Below are 19105 nucleotides of genomic sequence, written 5' to 3' on the forward strand. Positions count from 1 at the left end.
CTCTGGCAAACGTGGCGGCGCGTCCGCTTTGACCGACACGTTCTTCACCGTCACGCAGCTGGCGCGGGACCTCTCGGTCACGCCGCGCACCATCCGATTCTACGAGGACAAGGGTCTCATCACCCCCCGCCGCGCCGGCACCATGCGTGTCTACACCAAGCGCGATCGCGCCCGCATGGCGCTGATCCTGCGCGGCAAGCGCCTCGGCTTCTCGCTTCGCGAGATCAAGGACTATCTCGACCTCTACGACCTCGACCCGAGCCAGAGCGAGCAGATCCGCCTGCTGCTCAAGAAGGTGCAGGACCGCCTCGAGATGCTGGAGGACCAGCGCCTCGCCCTCGAGGAGACCATCATCGAGCTGAAGGACATCGAGGAGCAGGCCCTGTCTGCCCTCGCCAGCAGCGAGACCGGCGACCAGAAGGCCGCCGGCTAGGCCGGCGCCGCCCGGCCGCAGCCGGGCCGGGCGCAGGCCATCCTGAGTTTTTCGTGGGGCGTTCCCCGGGCGGATTTTTCATTCGCGCGGATCGCCCCGTTACGTCCGACGCGTGAAGCGGCGGCGAACAACCGCGAAAACCCGCCGCACCAAAGCGGCGGACGACAACAATGGACAGGCAGGAGAGCCCAATGAACGCGCCGATGCGAAACGTCGTGATTGCAGGCTATGCCCGCTCGCCCTTCACCCTCGCCAAGAAGGGTGATCTGGCGCGCGTGCGCCCCGATGATCTTGCCGCCCAAGTGGTGGCCGAGCTCGTGGCCCGCACCGGCGTGAAGGTGGAGGACATCGAGGATCTGATCGTCGGCTGCGCCTTCCCCGAAGCCGAGCAGGGCTTCAACATCGCCCGCCTCATCGGCATGATCGCCGGCCTGCCCGAGAGCGTCGCCGGCGTGACGCTGAACCGCTTCTGCGGCTCCTCCATGCAGTCGGTGCACAACGCGGCCGGACAGATCCAGCTCGGCGCGGGCGAAGTGTTCATCTGCGCCGGCATCGAGAGCATGAGCCGCGTGCCCATGACCGGCTTCAACCCCATGCCCAACCCCGCGCTCTACAAGTCCATGCCGCAGGCCTACATGGGCATGGGCGAGACCGCCGAGAATGTCGCGGCCAAGTGGCAGATCACACGCGCTGACCAGGACGCCTTCGCCCTCAAGAGCCATCAGAAGGCGACGAAGGCCGAAGCGGAAGGCCTCTTCAAGGACGAGATCGTCGCCATCAAGGCCAACGGCAAGGTCAACAAGACGGTCGATCAGGACGGCTGCATCCGCCGCGATGCGACGGCCGAGGCCCTCGCCGCCCTGAAGCCCTCCTTCGACGAGCATGGCACGGTGACGGCCGGCACCGCCTCTCCCCTCACCGATGGCGCCTCCGCCGTGCTGGTGTGCTCCGAGGACTACGCGCTGAAGAACGGCCTTACCCCCCTCGCCCGCATCCGCAGCGTGGCGGTGGCCGGCTGCGCGCCGGAGATCATGGGCATCGGCCCCGTCGCCGCGACCAAGAAGGCGCTGGCCCGCGCCGGCATCGACGTGTCCGAGATCGAGGTGGTGGAGCTGAACGAGGCCTTCGCCTCCCAGGCCCTCGCCTGCCAGCGGGAGCTCGGCATCAAGGACGAGGTTCTGAACCTCGATGGCGGCGCCATCGCGCTCGGCCATCCCCTCGGCGCCACCGGCGCGCGCATCGTCGGCAAGGCGGCCGCGCTGCTGAAGCGCGAAGGCGGCAAGTATGCCCTCGCCACCCAGTGCATCGGCGGCGGACAGGGCATCGCCACCGTCCTCGAGCGCGTCTGAGGAGGGCCGGATGTCCTTTGAAATCAAGAAGGTCGCCGTCATCGGCGCCGGCGTCATGGGCGCCGGAATCGCCGCCCATGTGGCCAATGCGGGCGTGGAGGTGCTGCTCCTCGACATCGTTCCCGAGGGTGCAGCCAACCGCAACACCATCGCCGAGAAGGCGGTGGAGAAGCTGCTGAAGGCCGATCCCGCGCCCTTCATGTCCAAGGCTGCGGCGAAGCTGGTGAAGCCCGGCAACATCGAGGACAACCTCGCCGACATCGCCGACTGCGACCTCATCATCGAGGCCATCATCGAGCGCCTCGACCTCAAGCAGGCGCTTTACGCGAAGATCGAGGCGGCGCGCCGGCCCGGCTCGGCGGTGTCCTCGAACACCTCGACCATTCCGCTGGCGGACCTCACGGCGGGACTGCCCGAGAGCTTCCGCCGCGACTTCCTCATCACCCATTTCTTCAATCCGCCCCGCTACATGCGACTTCTGGAGATCGTCTCCGGCCCGGAGACGAACCCGGACACGGTGGCTGCCGTCGCCCGCTTCGCCGACGTGAAGCTCGGCAAGACGGTGGTGATGTGCAAGGACACACCCGGCTTCATCGCCAACCGGCTCGGCACCTACTGGCTGCAGCTGGCGGTGGGCGAGGCCTTCGCGCTGGGCATGAAAGTGGAGGATGCGGACGCGGTGATGGGCCGGCCGTTCGGCTTTCCCAAGACCGGCGTGTTCGGCCTTATCGACCTCGTGGGCCTCGATCTGATGCCCCACGTCCAGGGCTCGCTGAAGCGGGCGCTTCCCGCCACGGACCCTTTCCACGCAACGCTTCGCGACGAGCCGCTGATCGAGAAGATGATCTCGACCGGCTACACCGGCCGCAAGGGCAAGGGCGGCTTCTACCGGCTCAACCGCGAGGGCGGCCAGAAGCTCAAGGAGGCCATCGACCTCTCCACCGGCACCTATCGCCCGCAGGCCAAGGCGCAGGTGGCGGAGCTTGAGGATGGCGGCGGGCGGGATCTCTTCGCCCTCCTCTCCGCCCCCGGCGAAGGCGGGCGCTATGCCCGCTCCGTCATGGTGCGCACCCTCGCCTATGCCGCGCGCCTCGTGCCCGAGGCAGCCGATGACATCGTCGCCATCGATGATGCCATGCGCTTGGGATATAATTGGAAATCCGGTCCGTTCGAGCTGATCGACAAGATCGGCGCGGCCCGCCTGATCGCGCTGTTGAAGGCGGATGGGGGAGAGGTGCCGCCGCTGCTGGCGCTCGCCGCCGACAGGCCCTTCTACCGGGTGGAAAACGGCCAGCGCCAATACCTTACTCTGGATGGCACCTACCGCGATATCGTCCGGCCCGAAGGTGTGCTGCTGCTCGCCGACATCAAGCTGAAGTCCCAGCCGCTGGCCAAGAATGGCTCTGCTGCCCTGTGGGATATTGGCGACGGCGTGGTGTGCCTGGAATTCACCTCCAAGAGCAATTCGCTGGACGAGGGCATCATCACGATGCTCGCCAAGGCTCTGAAGCTGGTGAAGGACAAGTACAAGGCGCTCGTCATCTATAACGAGGGCTCGAACTTCTCCGTCGGCGCCAATCTCGGCCTCGCTCTGTTTGCCTGCAACATCGGCGCCTTCGGCGAAGTCGAGAAGCTGGTCGCTGCCGGACAGAAGACCTATCAGGACGTGAAGTACGCGCCCTTCCCCGTGGTGGCGGCGCCGTCCGGCCTGGCCCTCGGCGGCGGGTGCGAGATTCTGCTGCATGTCGGTGCCGTTCAGGCCCATGCCGAGAGCTATATCGGGCTTGTCGAGTGCGGAGTCGGGGTTCTGCCGGCCTGGGGCGGCTGCACCGCCATGCTGGAGCGCTGGGCGGCCGACCCGAAATTCCCGAAGGGACCCATGCCGGCCCCCTCGAAGGTGTTCGAGACGGTCTCCACCGCCACCGTCGCCAAGTCCGCCGCCGAGGCGAAGGAACTGAAGTTCCTGCGCGAGGGCGACGGCATCACCATGAACCGCGATCGGCTCCTGGCCGACGCCAAGGCGAAGGCCCTGTCCATGGTGGATGGCTACCAACCGCCCAAGCCCGTGGAGTTCTTCCTGCCCGGCCCCTCCGGCAAGGCGGCCATGGACATGGCGGTGGAAGGCTTTGCCAAGAAGGGCCTGGCGACCCGGCACGACAAGGTGGTCTCCGCGGCCCTCGCCGAGGTGCTCACGGGTGGGGATGCCGACCACATCGCCCCGGTGCCGGCGGCGCGGGTGCTGGAGCTGGAGCGGGAAGGCTTCATGAAGCTCATCCGCACCACCGCCACCCTGGACCGCATCGAGCACGTGCTCGAAACGGGCCGGCCGCTCAGGAACTGAGCGAAGGAATCCCCTCTCCGCTTGCGGGAGAGGGTCAGGGTGAGGGGTATGGCTCCGCCGGGCACAACGCTCCGGAGCAGGCGGCCGCCCCCTCACCCCCGCCCCCTCTCCCGCAAGGGGAGAGGGGAGAAACCAAAACGGGAGCCAACGCCATGCAGGTCTATACCCCCCCGCTGCGCGACATGCGCTTCGTCCTCCACGAGTTGCACGGCAGCGAGGAGCTGAGCAAGCTCAAGGGGCTGGAGGAGCTTTCGCCCGACCTCATCGATGCGGTGCTGGAGGAGGCGGGCAAGTTCGTCACCGAGGTGCTCGCGCCGCTCAACCAGTCGGGCGACCTTGAGGGCTGCACCTATGAGAACGGCGTGGTGCGCACGCCCAAGGGCTTCAAGGAGGCCTATACCGCCTTCCGAGAAGGCGGCTGGAACGGCATCGCCTGCGATCCCAAATATGGCGGGCAGGGCCTGCCGGCGAGCGTGAACAAGCTGGTGGAGGAGATGCTCTGCTCGGGCAACCTCGCCTTCGGCATCTGCCCCGGTTTGACCCACGGCGCCTATCAGGCGCTCAAGGCCTACGCCTCCGAGGAACTGAAGGACCGCTTCCTGCCCAAGATGGTGGATGGCGTGTGGTCCGGCTCCATGTGCCTCACCGAACCGCAATGCGGCACCGACCTCGGCCTCGTGCGCACCAAGGCGGAGCCTCAAGGAGATGGCTCTTACAAGATCACCGGCAACAAGATCTTCATCTCCGCCGGCGAGCAGGACATGACGGAGAACATCGTCCACCTCGTGCTCGCCCGCCTGCCGGACGCGCCCAAGGGAATCAAGGGCATCTCCCTGTTCCTGGTGCCCAAGTTCCTGCCGAAGGAAGACGGCTCGGTCGGCCCGCGCAACGGCGTGCTGTGCACCGGCATTGAGCACAAGATGGGCATCCACGGCTCATCCACCTGCCAGATGTCGTTCGACGAGGCCACCGGCTGGCTGGTCGGCGAGCCCCACAAGGGCATGCGCGCCATGTTTGCCATGATGAATTCGGAGCGCCTCTCCGTGGGCACGCAGGGCCTCGGCCTTGGCGAAGCTGCCTATCAGGCGGCCGTGGTCTACGCCAAGGAGCGCCTGCAGGGCCGCGCCCTCTCTGGCGCCAAGCATCCGGACAAGCCGGCCGACCCGATCATCGTCCATCCCGACGTGCGCCGCACGCTGATGACCATGCGGGCCTACAATGAGGGCTGCCGGGCGCTCGCCGGCTGGATCGCCCGCGCGCTCGATCTGATGGAGCGGGCGGAAGATCCGGAGGAGCGCAAGCGCGCCGAGGACTTCACGGCGCTGATGACGCCCATCGTGAAGGCCCTGTTCACGGATCTCGGCTTCGAGGCCACCTCCATGGGCATGCAGGTCTATGGCGGCCACGGCTACATCCGCGACCACGGCATGGAGCAATATGTGCGCGATGCCCGCATCGCCATGATCTACGAGGGCACCAACGGCGTGCAGGCGCTGGACCTCGTGGGCCGCAAGCTGCCGGCGCACATGGGCCGCTACTTGCGCTCCTTCTTCCATCCCGTGCTCAACTACATGGATGCGAAGCTGGACGACGAGAATCTCGGCCCGCTCATCACGCCCCTCTCCAAGGCGTTCGGCGCGCTCCAGCTCGCCACCGCCCACATCGCCGAGAAGGGCCTGAAGGACCCGGAGGAGGCCGGCGCCGCCGCCACCGAATATCTGCGGCTGTTCGGGCTCGTGGCGCTGGGCTACATGTGGGTGCGCATGGCGGAAGTGGCCTACGAGAAGCGTGTCTCCAACCCGGACGACGCGGCCTTCTACGATGCCAAGATCGTCACCGCGCGCTTCTTCATGGAGAAGCTGCTGCCAGACGTGGCCGCCCTGTGGGGCTCCATCAAGGCCGGCAAGGGGTCCATGATGGCGCTCGATGAGGCCATGTTCTGAATACCGCGCGCCGCGGTGGATGTTGCCGCGGCGGCTTTCCCTTCTCCTCCGCCTCCCGCTTCCGCAGCCCGGGGGACGGACGCCTGCCCAGGAAGACCCAATGGCCGATCTCGCCTCCCTCGTCGAAGCCATCCGCGATCGCGCCGAAGCCCTCTCCGAGCTCGGCTACAAGGTGCGCTTCGATCTCAGCGACACGGGCGAGGCGATCCTGCTCGATGCCACCGGCGGCAGCGTCGAGGTGGGTGAAGGCACGGGCGAGGCCGATGCGGTGCTGAAGCTCTCCACCGACACGCTGGACAAGCTCATCACCGGCCGCATCGGGCCGATGATGGCCTTCTCCACCGGCCGGCTGAAGGTGGAAGGCTCGCAGGGCGTCGCCCTGAAGCTCGCCGGCCTGCTCGACAAGGACTGAGCCGAGGCCAGAAGGCCCGCAACCCATTCTCTCCTCAGTCGTTCGCCGTCGCGGTGGTCGCCCCACCGGCGGCGAGCGCCTGCATCAGCGTCTGGCGCAGCGCCTTGTCCTCGGCGGCATGGCGCGCGCCGGTGACGGAAAGGTGGTCGCCGTCCACATAGAAGAAGCGCGTGCCCTCCCCCGCGGTGCAGCGGTCGTCCCGGCAGAAGATGTCCGCCATGCGGAAGGCCGAGACGCCGGGATGCCGGCTTGCGGTGGCCGTGATGACGTCGTTGCCGAAGCCGACCATGTCGAGCGCGCTGGCGCGCGGCTGGCTCATGCAGCCTTCGGCACCGCCCGTCCTGTTGAACTCGCGCGTCGCGACGCAGCCGGCCGGGGCCGGCTTGTATTCCGGCGACTGGCCCAGCACGATCACCTGCGGGCCGATCTGGCGCAGTTCGGCGACGGTGCGCTCCATCATGTGGGCGAACGCCTGCTTGCTGGTGGCCCGGTCGCGCGTCATGCCGCCCGGAATCTCGCTGCTGATGAGGGAGAAGCCGGCGCTCGACCGCGTCGTCCAGATGGACCAGCGGCCCACCAGCACCACCACCTTGGGCTTGATGCGGCGAATCTCGTCCATCACGGCGGCGACGTAGCTGGCGCAGACGACGCCGTTGTTATGATCCTGCCGCGCGATGCCCCCCACGAGCGGCGGGCAGCCGGCCATGGTCTGGAGCCGGGCCGTGAGTCCCAGCTTCTCTGCCATTTCGGCGATGCCGAGGAAGGTCGCGCCGGCATGGGAATCACCCCACACCAGCACGTCGTAGCTGCCCTTCGCCGCCCCCGGCCCGAGCGCGCAGGTGGCGATGGGCTGCATCTGGTCCGGCGTCCAGAAGCGGGCGTTGTTGTTGCAGGTGCGCTGGAATTGGCTGCGGTCGTCGGCCGCCGCCTCCGCCGCCGCGCCAAGCGGCGAGATGGGGAACACGCCCCGGCCGGCCTTCTGGAGCGCCAGGGCTACGCCCACGGTGAGAAGAATGGCGCAGGCCCCTGCGCCGATGCGCATCAGGCGGCGCCCGCCCAGCGCGCTGCCGCGCCGGAGCGGCGCCTCCACATATTTCAGCGACAGGCCGGAGATGATGCCGGCCACCAGGATGACGATGCCGGATTCGATATAGGTGGTGTGCCGCCCCTTCCAGATCGCGATGAGCACCAGCATCGGCCAGTGCCACAGATAGAGCGCGTAGGAGATGCGGCCCACATACACCATGCCCTTCAGGCTGAGCACGCGGGCGACGATGCCGTTCGGCGCGAATCCGCCGGACAGGATGATCGCCGCCGCGCCCAGCACCGGCGGCAGGGCCCAGAGGCCGGGAAAGACGGTTTCCTTGCCATAGGCGAACACCGGGACGACGATGGCCAGCGCCCCGGCGATGCCGAGCCATGACGCGGCCTTCTCCGGCAGGCGCGGCAGCGTCACCATGGCGAGGAGCGATCCGGCCAGCAGCTCCCAAGCCCGGCTCTGCAGCAGGAAGAAGGCGGCCGACTGCTCGGTCTCCACGATGCTCTCGGCATAAGCGAGCGAGCCGAGCGCGATGAGGGCGAGCACCCCGACCGCGACCCGGCGCCCGCCCAGCTTCATCAGCACGAACAGGACGAGCGGGAAGAAGATGTAGAACTGCTCCTCCACCGCCAGCGACCACAGGTGCAGCAGCGGCACCTCGTCGGCTGCGGGGCCGAAATAGTTGAGCAGGCTCTCGAAATGGATGTTGGCGAAGAACAGGGCCGAGGGCACCAGCGTGCCCACATAGCCCTGCATCTGCCGGGGCATCAGGATGAGCGCGGCGAACAGCGTCGTCGCCGCCATCATCAGGAACAGAGCGGGGAAGATGCGGCGGATGCGGCGATCGTAGAAATCGACCAGCGAATAGGTGCCCGCCGTCATCTCCTGATGGAGGATGGACGTGATGAGAAAGCCGGAGATGACGAAGAAGACGTCGACGCCGATATAGCCCCCGGTAAAGGGCGGAATGCGTGCATGGAACAGAACCACGCTGCCGACGGCGATGGCCCGAAGGCCGTCGATGTCGGACCGGTAGGCCAGACTCATCCTGGTGTCCTTGATCGGCGCGCCCTACGCGCACGCCCCCGCGGGGACCGCTTACCGACAAAATCCGGCTTGGGCAAATCGCGCGGAAGCCCGCCGCGCCGCCCATCCGGGGCTGACGCAACGTTCGCTGCGGTTCCGCGCGGCCACGCTCCAGCTCAGGAAAAGCGGGGCCGCAGGGGGGAGGTGGGAACCGGCGCCCCCGGTCAGTCCTTGGCCGTCGCCGGGGCGAGCGCGGCGCTGGTGTTGCCGCCCTCGCCCAGCGCCTTGAGCAGAGCCGTGCGCAGCGCGGGGTCCTGGCTCATGTGGTGGGCGCCGGTGGCCGAGAGGTGGTCGGCATCCAAGTAGAAAAACTTCTCGCCGTCGCCGGCGCGGCAGGTCCCGTCCCGGCAGAACACGTCCGACAGCAGGAAGGTGGTGGTGCCGGGGAAGCTCGTCGCCGCCTTGGCGATCATCTGGTTGCTGATGCCGAGCACCTTGTCCGCCGCCGCGCTCGGCAGCTCCAGGCAATTGCCGAGCTTGCTGCGGTTGTAGAACTCCTTCTCGGCCACGCAGCGGCCGGGGGAGCGGCCGAATTCCGGCGTCTGGCCCACCAGAACCACGTGGATGCCGAGGTCGGAGAGGTCCTTCAGAGTGCGGTCCAGCATGTGGGCGAACACCTTCTGGCTCACCTCCTTGGACCGCACGCCGCCGCCCGGCACCTCGTCGGAGGTGAGGGTGAAGGCCGGGCCGGCCTTGCTGGTCCACATGGCCCAGCGGCCCACCAGCACGGCGACCTTGGGCTTGATGCGGCGGATTTCCTGCAGCACTTCGGCATTGAAGGCGGTGCAGGTCCAGCTCGGCATGTCGTCGCGATGGGCCTGTCCGCCGATCAAAGGCGGGCAGCCGGCCATGGTCTGGAGCCGGGCGGTGTGGCCGAGGGCGGCGACCTGCTCGGCGATGCCGATGAAGGAGGCGCCGGCGTGGGAATCGCCCCACACCACCACGTCATATTCGCCCTTGGCCGCGCCCGGGCCCACCGAGCAGGCCGAGGCCGGGTTCAGCACGGCGGCGCTGAAGCCCTTGGGGGAGTTGTTGCAGGAGCGGCTGAAGGGGCTCCTGTCCTCCATGGCCGCCTCGGCACGCGCACCCAGCGGGGAGATGGGATAGAAGCCGCCGCCCAGCCGCTCGAACAGCACGCCCACGGCCAGCGTCATGGCCATGGCCATGATGCCCGCTGCGAAACGGCCCCGGCGCTTGCCGCCGAGCGAGCCGGCGTGGCGCAGCGGCGTCTCCACATATTTCAGCGACAGCGAGGCGAAGATGAAGGCGACGATGAGCATGCCGCCGGCTTCGAAATAGGTCAGCGCGCGGCCCATATAGGTCTTGCCGAACACCAGCAGCGGCCAGTGCCAGAGATAGAGCGCATAGGAGATGCGCCCCACATAGACCACCTTCGGGCGGCTGAGCAGGAAGTTGGCATAGCCCGCGGGGTTGATGGTGCCGGCATAGATCACCGCCGCCGTGCCGAACACGATGGGCGCGGCGGAGAGGCCCGGAAAGGTCATGTCATGGCTGTAGGCGAAGACCGGGACGACGATGGCGAGCAGCCCCGCCACGCCGATCCAGTTGGCCGTCTTCTCCGACACCTTCGGCATGTGCACCAGCGCCAGCAGCGCGCCGACCAGCAATTCCCAGGCGCGGCTCTGCAGCAGGAAGAAGGAGGCGGTGGGCTGGGTGCGCGCGCTCAGCTCCGCATAGACGCCGGAGACGACGGCAATGATGAGGAAGCCGAGGATCGCCATCCGCCGCGGGCCCAGCGCGACCCGCCCGCCGGTTTTGAGGAAGGCGAACATGAGCAGCGGGAAGAAAATGTAATACTGCTCTTCCACCGCCAGCGACCACAGATGGAGCAGCGGCGTCTCGTCGGCCTGGGGGCCGAAATAGTTCATCAGGCCCTGAAAGTGGATGTTGGCATAGAACAGGGCCGAAGGAATGATGGATTGCGCGAACAGCACCATCTGCCGCGGCATCAGGAGGAAGGCGGCGATGAAGGTGGTGACCGGCAGCACGACGAACAGCGCCGGGAAGATGCGCCGGATGCGGCGGTCGTAGAAATCGACGAGCGAGAACTCGCCCTTCATCATGTCGTTGTACAGGATGGAGGTAATCAGGTAGCCAGACAGGACGAAGAAGATATCGACGCCGATGAAGCCGCCGCGAAACGGGGGAATGTGGGCGTGAAACAGCAGCGCCACCACGACCGCGACGGCGCGCAAGCCATCGATATCCGGCCGATACTTGAGATTCATGCCCCGCCCCCGGATCAAGGCGCGCAGCCGCCCGCGCGCAAACCTCGCCACAGGCGGGATAACAAAGAGGCGACGTTGGGGCAATTCCTCGCAAGGCGAGGAATGGTCACGGTTCCTTAATCATTTTGTCATGGGGCGCGAGTGCAACACCGGGAGGTAGCACCCACCAGCATGCGCGTCGGGGTGGCAGAAGCCCCCTACTCCGCCGCCATCCGCTCCGGCGGCACCGGCGGGACCGGATGCGCGGGATGGGCCTTGTCCTCGTGCCGGCCGGAGACAGCGTGGTGAACGATGGCGTCCAGCCGGTCGAGATAGAGGTAGACCACCGGCGTGATGAACAGCGTGAGCAGCTGCGACACCAGCAGGCCGCCCACCACCGCGACGCCCAAGGGCTGGCGCAGCTCGGAGCCGGCTCCGGCGCCGATCGCGATGGGCAGCACGCCGAAGATGGCGGCGAGCGTGGTCATCATGATCGGGCGGAAACGCAGCAGCGCAGCCTCGCGGATGGCGTCCTGCGCCGCCGCCCCGGCGCGCCGCCGTTCCAGCGCCACGTCGATCATCATGATGGCGTTCTTCTTCACGATGCCCACCAGCATGATGATGCCGATGATGGCGATCACCGACAGCTCCATCCCCGCCGCCATCAGGGTCAGCAGCGCGCCGATGCCGGCGGAGGGCAGGCCCGAGAGAATGGTGATGGGGTGGATGAAGCTCTCATAGAGCACGCCCAGCACGATGTAGATCACCACCACCGCGGCCAGGATCAAAAGCGGCTGGTTGGAGAGCGAATCCTGGAACACCTGCGCGGTGCCCTGGAAGCCGGGGATGACGCTGTCCGGCACGCGTGCCTCGGCGGCCGCCGCATTGATCTCCTCCACCGCCTGCCCGAGCGAGGTGCCCGGCGCCAGGTTGAAGGAGATGGTGACGGACGGCTGCTGCTGCTGGTGCTGTATCGAGAGCGGGCCCACCGTGCGCTTGATGTTCGCCACCGTCTCCAGCGGCACCACATTGCCGGAGCTGGTGCGCAGATAGACGCGGCCCAAGTCGCTCGGGTCGCGCTGGAAGATGGGCTGCACCTCGGCGATGATCGCGAACTGGTTGGTGGGCGTGTAGAGCGTCGCAATCTGGCGGGTGCCGAACTGGGTGTAGAGCGCATCCCGCAGCTGCTGCTCGGTGATGCCGAGGGCCGCCGCCTTGTCCTTGTCCAGCTCGATGGTGAGCTGGGGATTGGTGATCTGGAGGTCGGAAGTCACGTCCCTGAGGCCCGGAAGCTGCGCAAGGCGCTGCTCCATCGTCTGGGCGAAGGCGTAGAGGGTCTCCGTGTCCGGGCTTTGCAGCGTGTACTGATACTGGCTCTTGGAGGCGACGCCGCCCACGTTGATGTTCTGCACCGGCTGGAAGAAGACGTTGACGCCGGGCACCTGCGCAACGCGCTTCCTCAGGCCCTGGATCACGTCGTTGGCTGAGCCCACGCGCTCGCCCGGCCCATTGCCCTTGGGCTTCAGGGCGATGAACAGGCGGCCGGTATTGGTGGTGCGGCTGCTGCCTGTGGCGCCGGCGGTGGAGACGATATAGTCCACGGCCGGATCGGCGCGCACCACGTCCGCCACCTGCTTCTGGCGCTCCACCATGGCGGCGAAGGAGCTGTCGGTCGCCGCCTCCACCGTGCCGGTTATGAAGCCGTTGTCCTCCTGCGGGAAGAAGCCCTTCGGGATGACGATGTAGAGATAGACCGACAGGCCGATGGTGGCGAACGTCACCACCAGCATGAAGGGCTTGTGCTGCAGCACGAAATCGAGGCTCACCCGGTAGGCGTTGAGCCAAGAGTCGAACATCCGTTCGGTGACGCGGAAGAACCAACCGGGCTTCTTGGTGTGGTCCACCGGCTTCATCACGCGGGCGCACAGCATGGGCGTGAGCGTGAGGGAGACGAAGCCGGAGACGAGGATGGCCACCGAGATTGTCACCGCGAACTCGCGGAACACCCGGCCCACCACGCCGCCCATGAACAGCACGGGGATGAACACCGCCACCAGCGACAGCGTCATGGAGATGATGGTGAAACCAATCTCGCGCGAGCCGCGCAGCGCCGCGCGGAACGGGCTCTCCCCCGCCTCCACGTGGCGATAGATGTTCTCCAGCACGACGATGGCATCGTCCACCACGAAGCCGACGCACAGCGTCAGCGCCAGCAGCGTCATGTTGTTGATGGAATAGCCGAAGCCCCACATGGCCGCGAAGGTGGCGATGATGGACAAAGGCAGCGCCAGCGAGGGGATGATCGTCGCGCGCACGTTGCGCAGGAACAGGAAGATCACCAGCACCACGAGGACGATGGCCTCGAACAGGGTCTTCTGCACGTCCGCCACTGCATCGCGGACGGAGACGGAGCGGTCGTTCAGCACCTCGATGCCCACGGAACCCGGAAGCTGGGCGCGGAACTGGGGCAAGCGGTTGCGAACCTCGTCCACCACCTGCACGGTGTTGGCGTCGGGCTGGCGGACCACGGCCAGCACCACCGCGCGGCGGTCGTTGAACCAGCTGGCGACGCGCTCGTTCTCCACGCCGTCCGAGACGACGGCGATCTCCTCGAGCCGCACCACCGAGCCGTCGCGCGCCTTCACCACCACCCGTCGGAACTGGGAGGCGTCCGCCTTGGGCGTGCCCATGTCGATGGTCTGCGCCTGCTTCGGACCGGAGACGATGCCGAGCGGCGTGTTGGAGGCCGCCGCCTCCACCGCGCGCTGGATGTCGTCGGCCGAGATGTTGCGCGCGCCGGCGGCGGCGGGATCGACCCGGATGCGCACGGCATATTTCTGCGAGCCGTAGATCTGCACCTGCGCCACGCCGGGCAACTGGGAGATCTGCTGGCCGATCAGCGTGTCGGCATATTCGTTCACCGCCGACAGCGGCAGCGTGTCCGAGGAGATGGCGAGCAGGATCACCGGCGCGTCGGCGGGATTCACCTTCCGGAAGCTCGGCGGGGTGGTCATCTCGTCGGGCAGCTGGCGCTGGGCGACGGAGAGGGCCGACTGCACGTCGAGGGCCGCCGCGTCGATGCTGCGGTTCAGGTCGAACTGAACGGTGATCGACGTGGAGCCCTGGGTGGACGAGGAGGTGAGCGAGGAGATGCCGGCGATAGTGGCGAGCTGGCGCTCGATGGGGGTGGCCACCGAGGTCGCCATAGTCTCGGGGCTGGCGCCCGGCAGGCTGGCCGAGATGTTGATGGTGGGAAAATCCACCCGCGGCAGCGCCGCGACGGGAAGCTGGCGATAGGCGAACAGGCCCGCCACCACGAGCGACAGCATGATCAGCGTCGTCATCACCGGGCGGCGGATGCACAGTTCGGAGAACATGGGCTCAGCTCCCGGTGGCCGGCACAGCGGTGCGGGTGCGGACGCTCACGCGGCTGCCCTCGCGCAGGGAGAGCTGGCCATCGGTGACGACGGTCTCGCCGCCGTCGAGCCCCTTGGCGATCACGCTGCGCCCGTCCACCGTGCGGGTGACGGTGACCGGCCGCACATGGGCGATGCCGTCGTCGACGATGAAGACGAACGGGCCGTCCTGCCCGTTCTGCACCGCTTCGCTCGGCACCGCGACCACGTTGTCCTCGATGCGCAGCGTCACCGTCACCGCACCGAGGGCGCCCGGCCACAGCCGTTCGTCGGCATTGGGGAAGATGGCGCGGGCGGTGAGGGTTCCGGTCTGCGGCTCGATGGTGTTGTCGATCACCGCCACGGTCCCGCCGGAGATGGTTTCACCCGTGCCCTGGATTGTGAAGGACACCTTGGCATCCTTCGCCGCCCTGAGGCCGGCGATGTAGCGCTCGGGCAGGCCGAAGGCGACATAGATGGGCGCGAGCTGGCGCACCGTGGCGAGGGTGTCGTCCACGCGGATCACCGTGCCGGGACGCACCGAGGACACGCCGATGCGGCCGGTGGCGGGAGAGCGGATCTCGTAATAGCCGCGCTGCACCCTGAGCGCCGTAAGGTTGGCCTCGTCCTGCGCCACCACCGCCTTCTGCACGTCGGCCGTGGTGCGGGCATCGTCAACCTGCACCTGCGAGACCGCGTTGCGGGTGGCAAGGCCGGCATAGCGCTCCACGTCGCGCAGGTTCTTTTCGAGCTGGACCTTGTCCCGGTTGAGGGTCGCTTCGGCCTGCAGGATCTGCGCGTCGATCACCCGCGGATCGAGCTGATAGAGGAGGTCGCCCTCTTTGACGGTCGCGCCGTCGGCAAAGCCCACCTTCTCCACGGCGGCGGCGACGCGCGAGCGCACCGGCACCGTGACCATGGATTCCACCGTGCCCAAAGCCTCCACGCGCACCGGCAGGGAGGTCCGCTCCGCCTTGCCGGCGAGCACCGCGACCACGCGCGGCGGCGGCGCGGCCTTCTGCCCGCTGGCGGCGAGCCACGGCTTCTTGTCCCAGACCCACGCCCCGCCACCGAGGAGGGCCAGAAACAGGACTGCGAGGACCATCTTGCGGCCGGCCGATCCGCCGCTCTTCGCGCTACCCGGTGCATTCTCGGCTGGCATGAATGTCCTCGAAACTCCGCAGCGTCAGAACCGTTCGCGCCGCGATGCAACAACAATTCAGCGCTCTGGTCCAATTAAGCTTTTGTCACGCCTTGCGCGATGGAAGTGACAGTAATGACGCATTCGTGAACAGCCAAGCCCGCGCTTAACTTGACCTTGGGTCAGGATTTGCGCGCGAGATCGGCCAGATGCGCCAGAGCCCGGTCGATGGTGGCGTCGTGCTTGGCGAAGCAGAAGCGCACCACGCTCTTCACCGCATCCTCCGCGTAGAAAGCGGAAACCGGGATCGCCGCGACCTTACGGGTCTTCACGAGATCGAGGCAGAAGGCCTCGTCGTCGAAGGCGTTGGGCTCGCGGGCGTTTCCCTGGGCGGCGAGGTCGATGGAGAGGAAATAGGTGCCGCGCGAGGGCAGCACCTCGAAGCCCAGCTCCTTCAGCCCCGCCGCGAGGCGGTCGCGGGAGCGCTGGAGGCCGGCGCGCATGGTGGTGAAATAATCGTCCGGCTTGCCGAGCCCGTAGGCCACCGCCGCCTGCAGGTTCGGCGGCGTGGTGAAGGTGAGGAACTGGTGGGCCTTGGACAGCACCTTCATGAGATGCGGCGCGGCGAAGACGAGGCCCACCTTCCAGCCGGTCATGCCGAAAATCTTGCCGGCGGAGGAGATCTTCACCGTGCGCTCGCGCATCCCCGGGAGCGCCATCAGCGGCTCGAACGTGAGGCCGTCGAACACCACGTGCTCCCACACCTCGTCGCACACTGCATAGGCGTTGAAGCGCACGCAATAGTCGGCGAGGAGCTGCATCTGCGCGCGGTCGTAGACGACGCCGGTGGGGTTCTGGGGATTGTTGAACAGGACGAGTTTGGTGCGCTCGGAGAACACCTGGTCCAGCTTCTCCGGCGTCATGGCCCAGGAGGGTGGCTCCAGCCGCACGAGGCGGGGAATGCCCCCTGCCCTCTGCACCAACGGCAGATAGGCGTCATAGAGCGGCTGGAACAGCACCACCTCGTCGCCCGGCTCGATGAGCGAGAAGAGCGCGCCGGCCAGCGCCTCGGTGGCCCCGGAGGTCACCATGACTTCCGCGTCTGGATCGAGCTCCAGCCCCTGCCAGTGGCGATAATGCGCGGCAGCGGCGTGGCGCAGCTCGGGCAGGCCCATCATGGGCGGATACTGGTTCCAGCCGTCCACCACCGCCTCGGCCGCCTTGCGGCGCACGTCCTCGGGGCCGGGATCGTCCGGGAACCCCTGGCCGAGGTTCACCGCCTCATGGGTGCGGGCGAGCCCGGACATCACCTCGAAGATGGTGGTGGGCAGCCCGGCATAGATGGGATTAAGCGGACGGGGCGTAAATTGCGGATGGGACATGGGAAATTCGCGATGGCAAGGGGTCGGGGCCCAGCGGGCCAGCGCCCTTTAGACCCTTCCGGCGCCTTCGGAAAGCCCGGTGGAGACCCCCGCCTCCCCCGGCATCAGCGGCCGGAGCGCCGCCAGCAGAGCCTCCGGCGTCACCTGCGCCATGGGCATCAGCACCTTGGCGGCCTCGGTGCGGCGGCCGGGGCGCATCACCAACACCACCGTCTCGGCCCCGCCGCAGGCCGGATCACCGCAGGAAATCTCGGAGACGGAGACGGTGGCCTCCTCCTCCAGCGACAGGGTGGTGCGCACCAGGTCCGCGAGGGTCCGCGAGGCATCGAGGGCGGGGCCCGCCTCGCCGCGGCGGCGCATGAACAGTCGCATCCAGTGGATCTCCGTGTACGGTCGACTTCAACGGCGGCCCTGTCTCGCCCACGCTCGCGGCATGAACATGACGGAGGCGCGACTTCGCCCCCTATTCGTCGTCCTCATCCTGCTCCGGGGGAAAACCGAGCAGACGGCGGACCCGGGCGATGGAGCGCTTGAGCCGGCCCGCCTCCAGCCGCAGCACGGCATAGGTCACCCGCCCGTCCGTCACGCCGCGCACTTCGATCACCGCATGCCCGTAGGCGATGCGCATGCCCGGCGCGGGCTGGTCGTCGGACCGGTCGGCGAAGGCGTCGGCGATGGTGAGGCCGAGTTCGCTGTCCGGCACGGCGAGGCCGTAGAAGCTGGCGAGATCGCCAAGCCGCACCTCGCCGACGAAGGGGAAGGCGGCGCTGTCGTCCAGCGGCGTGGTCTCCTCCGGGCGGAACATGCGGTCGAGCTGGTGGACGCGCTTGGGCGGCGCCAGCAGGTAGCCATAGTCCCCCGCCTTCAGCGGACCGGCCGCCTCGGGCGTCAACGTCTCGTTGGCCCGCACCACCATCACGAGGCGCGCCCAGGGGGGAAGCTGCGCCTGCCCCACCGCGGGCGTCGCGGCCATGACCGGATAGGCAACCAGCTCCATGTCGGTCTGCCCCGGCAGGTCGATCTCAAAGCGCCGTACGCCGGGATCGGGATCGGACAGCGCCACATCGAGCCGCCGCGCCGCATAGGCCATGGTCCAGCCGTGCAGGATGAGCGAGACCAGCACCACCGCGAAGGCGACGTTGAAATACACCTCGGCCATGGGCAGGTGCGCCAGCATGGGAATGGTCGCCAGGAAGATGGACACCGCCCCGCGCAGGCCCGCCCAGGAGACGAACAGCTTCTCCTTCAGCGAGAAATGGAACGGCGCGAGGCAGGCGAACACCGCCGCCGGCCGCCCGACGAGGATGAGGAAGGCCGCCACACCCAGCGCCGGCAGGGCGTATTGCAGGATCTTCTCGGGCGAGACGAGCATGCCCAGCATCACGAACATCACGATCTGGCAGAGCCAGGTGATGGTATCGAGAAACGAGGTGATGGAGGCGATGGCCCGCACCGGCCGGTTTCCCACCACCAGACCGGCGAGATAGACGGCGAGGAAGCCGGAGCCGTGCAGCAGCGAGGTGAGCGCGAACAGCAGCACCGCCACGCCCACCACCATCACCGGATGGAGCCCGCCCGGCAGGTCCACGCGATTGAGCAGCGCCACGAGCGCATAGCCGCCAGCGACGCCCAGCACCGCGCCCACCACCATCTCGCGCAGCGCACCGAACACCACCATGAGGCCGGGGTCGGCCAGGTGGCTGGTGAGCAGTTCCACCAGCAGGACGGTAAGGAACACCGCGGCGGGATCGTTGGTGGCCGACTCGATCTCGATCACCGAGCCCACCCGCCGGCCGAGATGCAGCCCCTGCGCCCGCACGAGGAACAGCACCGCCGCGGCGTCGGTGGAAGCGACGATGGCGCCCACCAGCAGGGCTTCCATCCAGCCGAGGCCGAGAAGCGGCGCGGCCACCAGCGCCACCAGAGCGGCGGTGAAGGCGACGCCCACCGTCGAGAGCCCAACGGCGGGCAGGATGGCGCCGCGCATGGACGCGACGCGCATCCGGAGGCCGCCATCGAACAGGATCACCGCCAGCGCGGCGGAGCCCACCATGTAGGTGGCCCAATAGTCGTCGAAATGGATGCCACCCGGCCCCCCCTCACCGGCGGCGACGCCGACGACGAGGAAGACGAGAAGGATCGGCGCACCGAAGCGGGCGGCGAGCAGGCTGGACAACGTGCCAACCACAACCAGAGCCGCAACCACAAGAAGGACGATATTGGAGACGACAACCGATCCCATGTGCTCGAAACGCCTCACCCTCCTCGAATCCAGAACGTAACAGTAGCGCGCCGTTCGTCTAAGGCGTAAGGTTCCTAGTGTCGCGGTGTGGAATTACCAATTCTGTATTGCAAA

The 19105-nt window shown here is 67.6% G+C and carries 12 protein-coding genes; 5 read left to right on the forward strand and 7 right to left on the reverse strand.

What is annotated here, in order from left to right; translation table 11 throughout:
• Nucleotides 1-28 precede the first annotated feature (28 nt).
• From FHT36_RS02635 to FHT36_RS02655, 5 genes are all read left to right on the forward strand, one after another.
• Entirely contained in the window at nt 29-433 is a 405-nt protein-coding gene (locus FHT36_RS02635; RefSeq protein ID WP_210257537.1) for a MerR family DNA-binding transcriptional regulator, read from the forward strand.
• 203 nt (nt 434-636) lie between these two features.
• The gene (locus tag FHT36_RS02640) at nt 637-1782 is read left to right on the forward strand and encodes a thiolase family protein (RefSeq protein WP_169121479.1); all 1146 of its coding nucleotides are present in this window, start codon (nt 637-639) and stop codon (nt 1780-1782) included.
• 10 nt (nt 1783-1792) lie between these two features.
• Nucleotides 1793-4123 (forward strand): 3-hydroxyacyl-CoA dehydrogenase/enoyl-CoA hydratase family protein, encoded by a 2331-nt coding sequence (locus FHT36_RS02645; protein WP_169120882.1) that lies wholly within the window; start codon nt 1793-1795, stop codon nt 4121-4123.
• Between the two features lie 152 nt (nt 4124-4275).
• A complete protein-coding gene (locus FHT36_RS02650; protein WP_169120884.1) occupies nt 4276-6066 on the forward strand; it encodes an acyl-CoA dehydrogenase C-terminal domain-containing protein in 1791 nt (596 codons plus the stop codon).
• 100 nt (nt 6067-6166) lie between these two features.
• Nucleotides 6167-6478: an SCP2 sterol-binding domain-containing protein gene (locus tag FHT36_RS02655; protein ID WP_169120886.1), complete on the forward strand. Its 312-nt coding sequence runs from the start codon at nt 6167-6169 to the stop codon at nt 6476-6478.
• Nucleotides 6479-6512: 34 nt separating this feature from the next.
• Here FHT36_RS02655 and FHT36_RS02660 read toward each other — a convergent pair whose 3' ends face one another.
• The 7 genes from FHT36_RS02660 to FHT36_RS02690 all read right to left on the reverse strand — a co-directional run bounded on the left by FHT36_RS02660 (nt 6513) and on the right by FHT36_RS02690 (nt 18991).
• Nucleotides 6513-8564, reverse strand: a complete 2052-nt coding sequence (locus FHT36_RS02660; RefSeq protein WP_169120888.1) for an acyltransferase family protein — start codon at nt 8562-8564, stop codon at nt 6513-6515.
• A 203-nt stretch (nt 8565-8767) separates the two neighbouring features.
• On the reverse strand, nt 8768-10852 hold the full coding sequence (locus tag FHT36_RS02665) for an acyltransferase family protein (RefSeq protein WP_169120890.1): 2085 nt from the start codon (nt 10850-10852) through the stop codon (nt 8768-8770).
• Between the two features lie 197 nt (nt 10853-11049).
• Nucleotides 11050-14208, reverse strand: a complete 3159-nt coding sequence (locus FHT36_RS02670) for an efflux RND transporter permease subunit (protein WP_169120892.1) — start codon at nt 14206-14208, stop codon at nt 11050-11052.
• Nucleotides 14209-14212: 4 nt separating this feature from the next.
• Nucleotides 14213-15331, reverse strand: a complete 1119-nt coding sequence (locus tag FHT36_RS02675) for an efflux RND transporter periplasmic adaptor subunit (RefSeq protein WP_169120894.1) — start codon at nt 15329-15331, stop codon at nt 14213-14215.
• Between the two features lie 218 nt (nt 15332-15549).
• The gene (locus FHT36_RS02680; RefSeq protein WP_169120896.1) at nt 15550-16749 is read right to left on the reverse strand and encodes an aminotransferase; all 1200 of its coding nucleotides are present in this window, start codon (nt 16747-16749) and stop codon (nt 15550-15552) included.
• Between the two features lie 48 nt (nt 16750-16797).
• Nucleotides 16798-17121 (reverse strand): hypothetical protein, encoded by a 324-nt coding sequence (locus tag FHT36_RS02685; protein ID WP_169120898.1) that lies wholly within the window; start codon nt 17119-17121, stop codon nt 16798-16800.
• 91 nt (nt 17122-17212) lie between these two features.
• Nucleotides 17213-18991: a potassium/proton antiporter gene (locus FHT36_RS02690; protein WP_169120900.1), complete on the reverse strand. Its 1779-nt coding sequence runs from the start codon at nt 18989-18991 to the stop codon at nt 17213-17215.
• Between the last annotated feature and the right edge of the window lie 114 nt (nt 18992-19105).

The organism is Xanthobacter sp. SG618 (genome assembly GCF_012932745.1).
Taxonomy (GTDB): Bacteria; Pseudomonadota; Alphaproteobacteria; order Rhizobiales; family Xanthobacteraceae; genus Xanthobacter; species Xanthobacter flavus.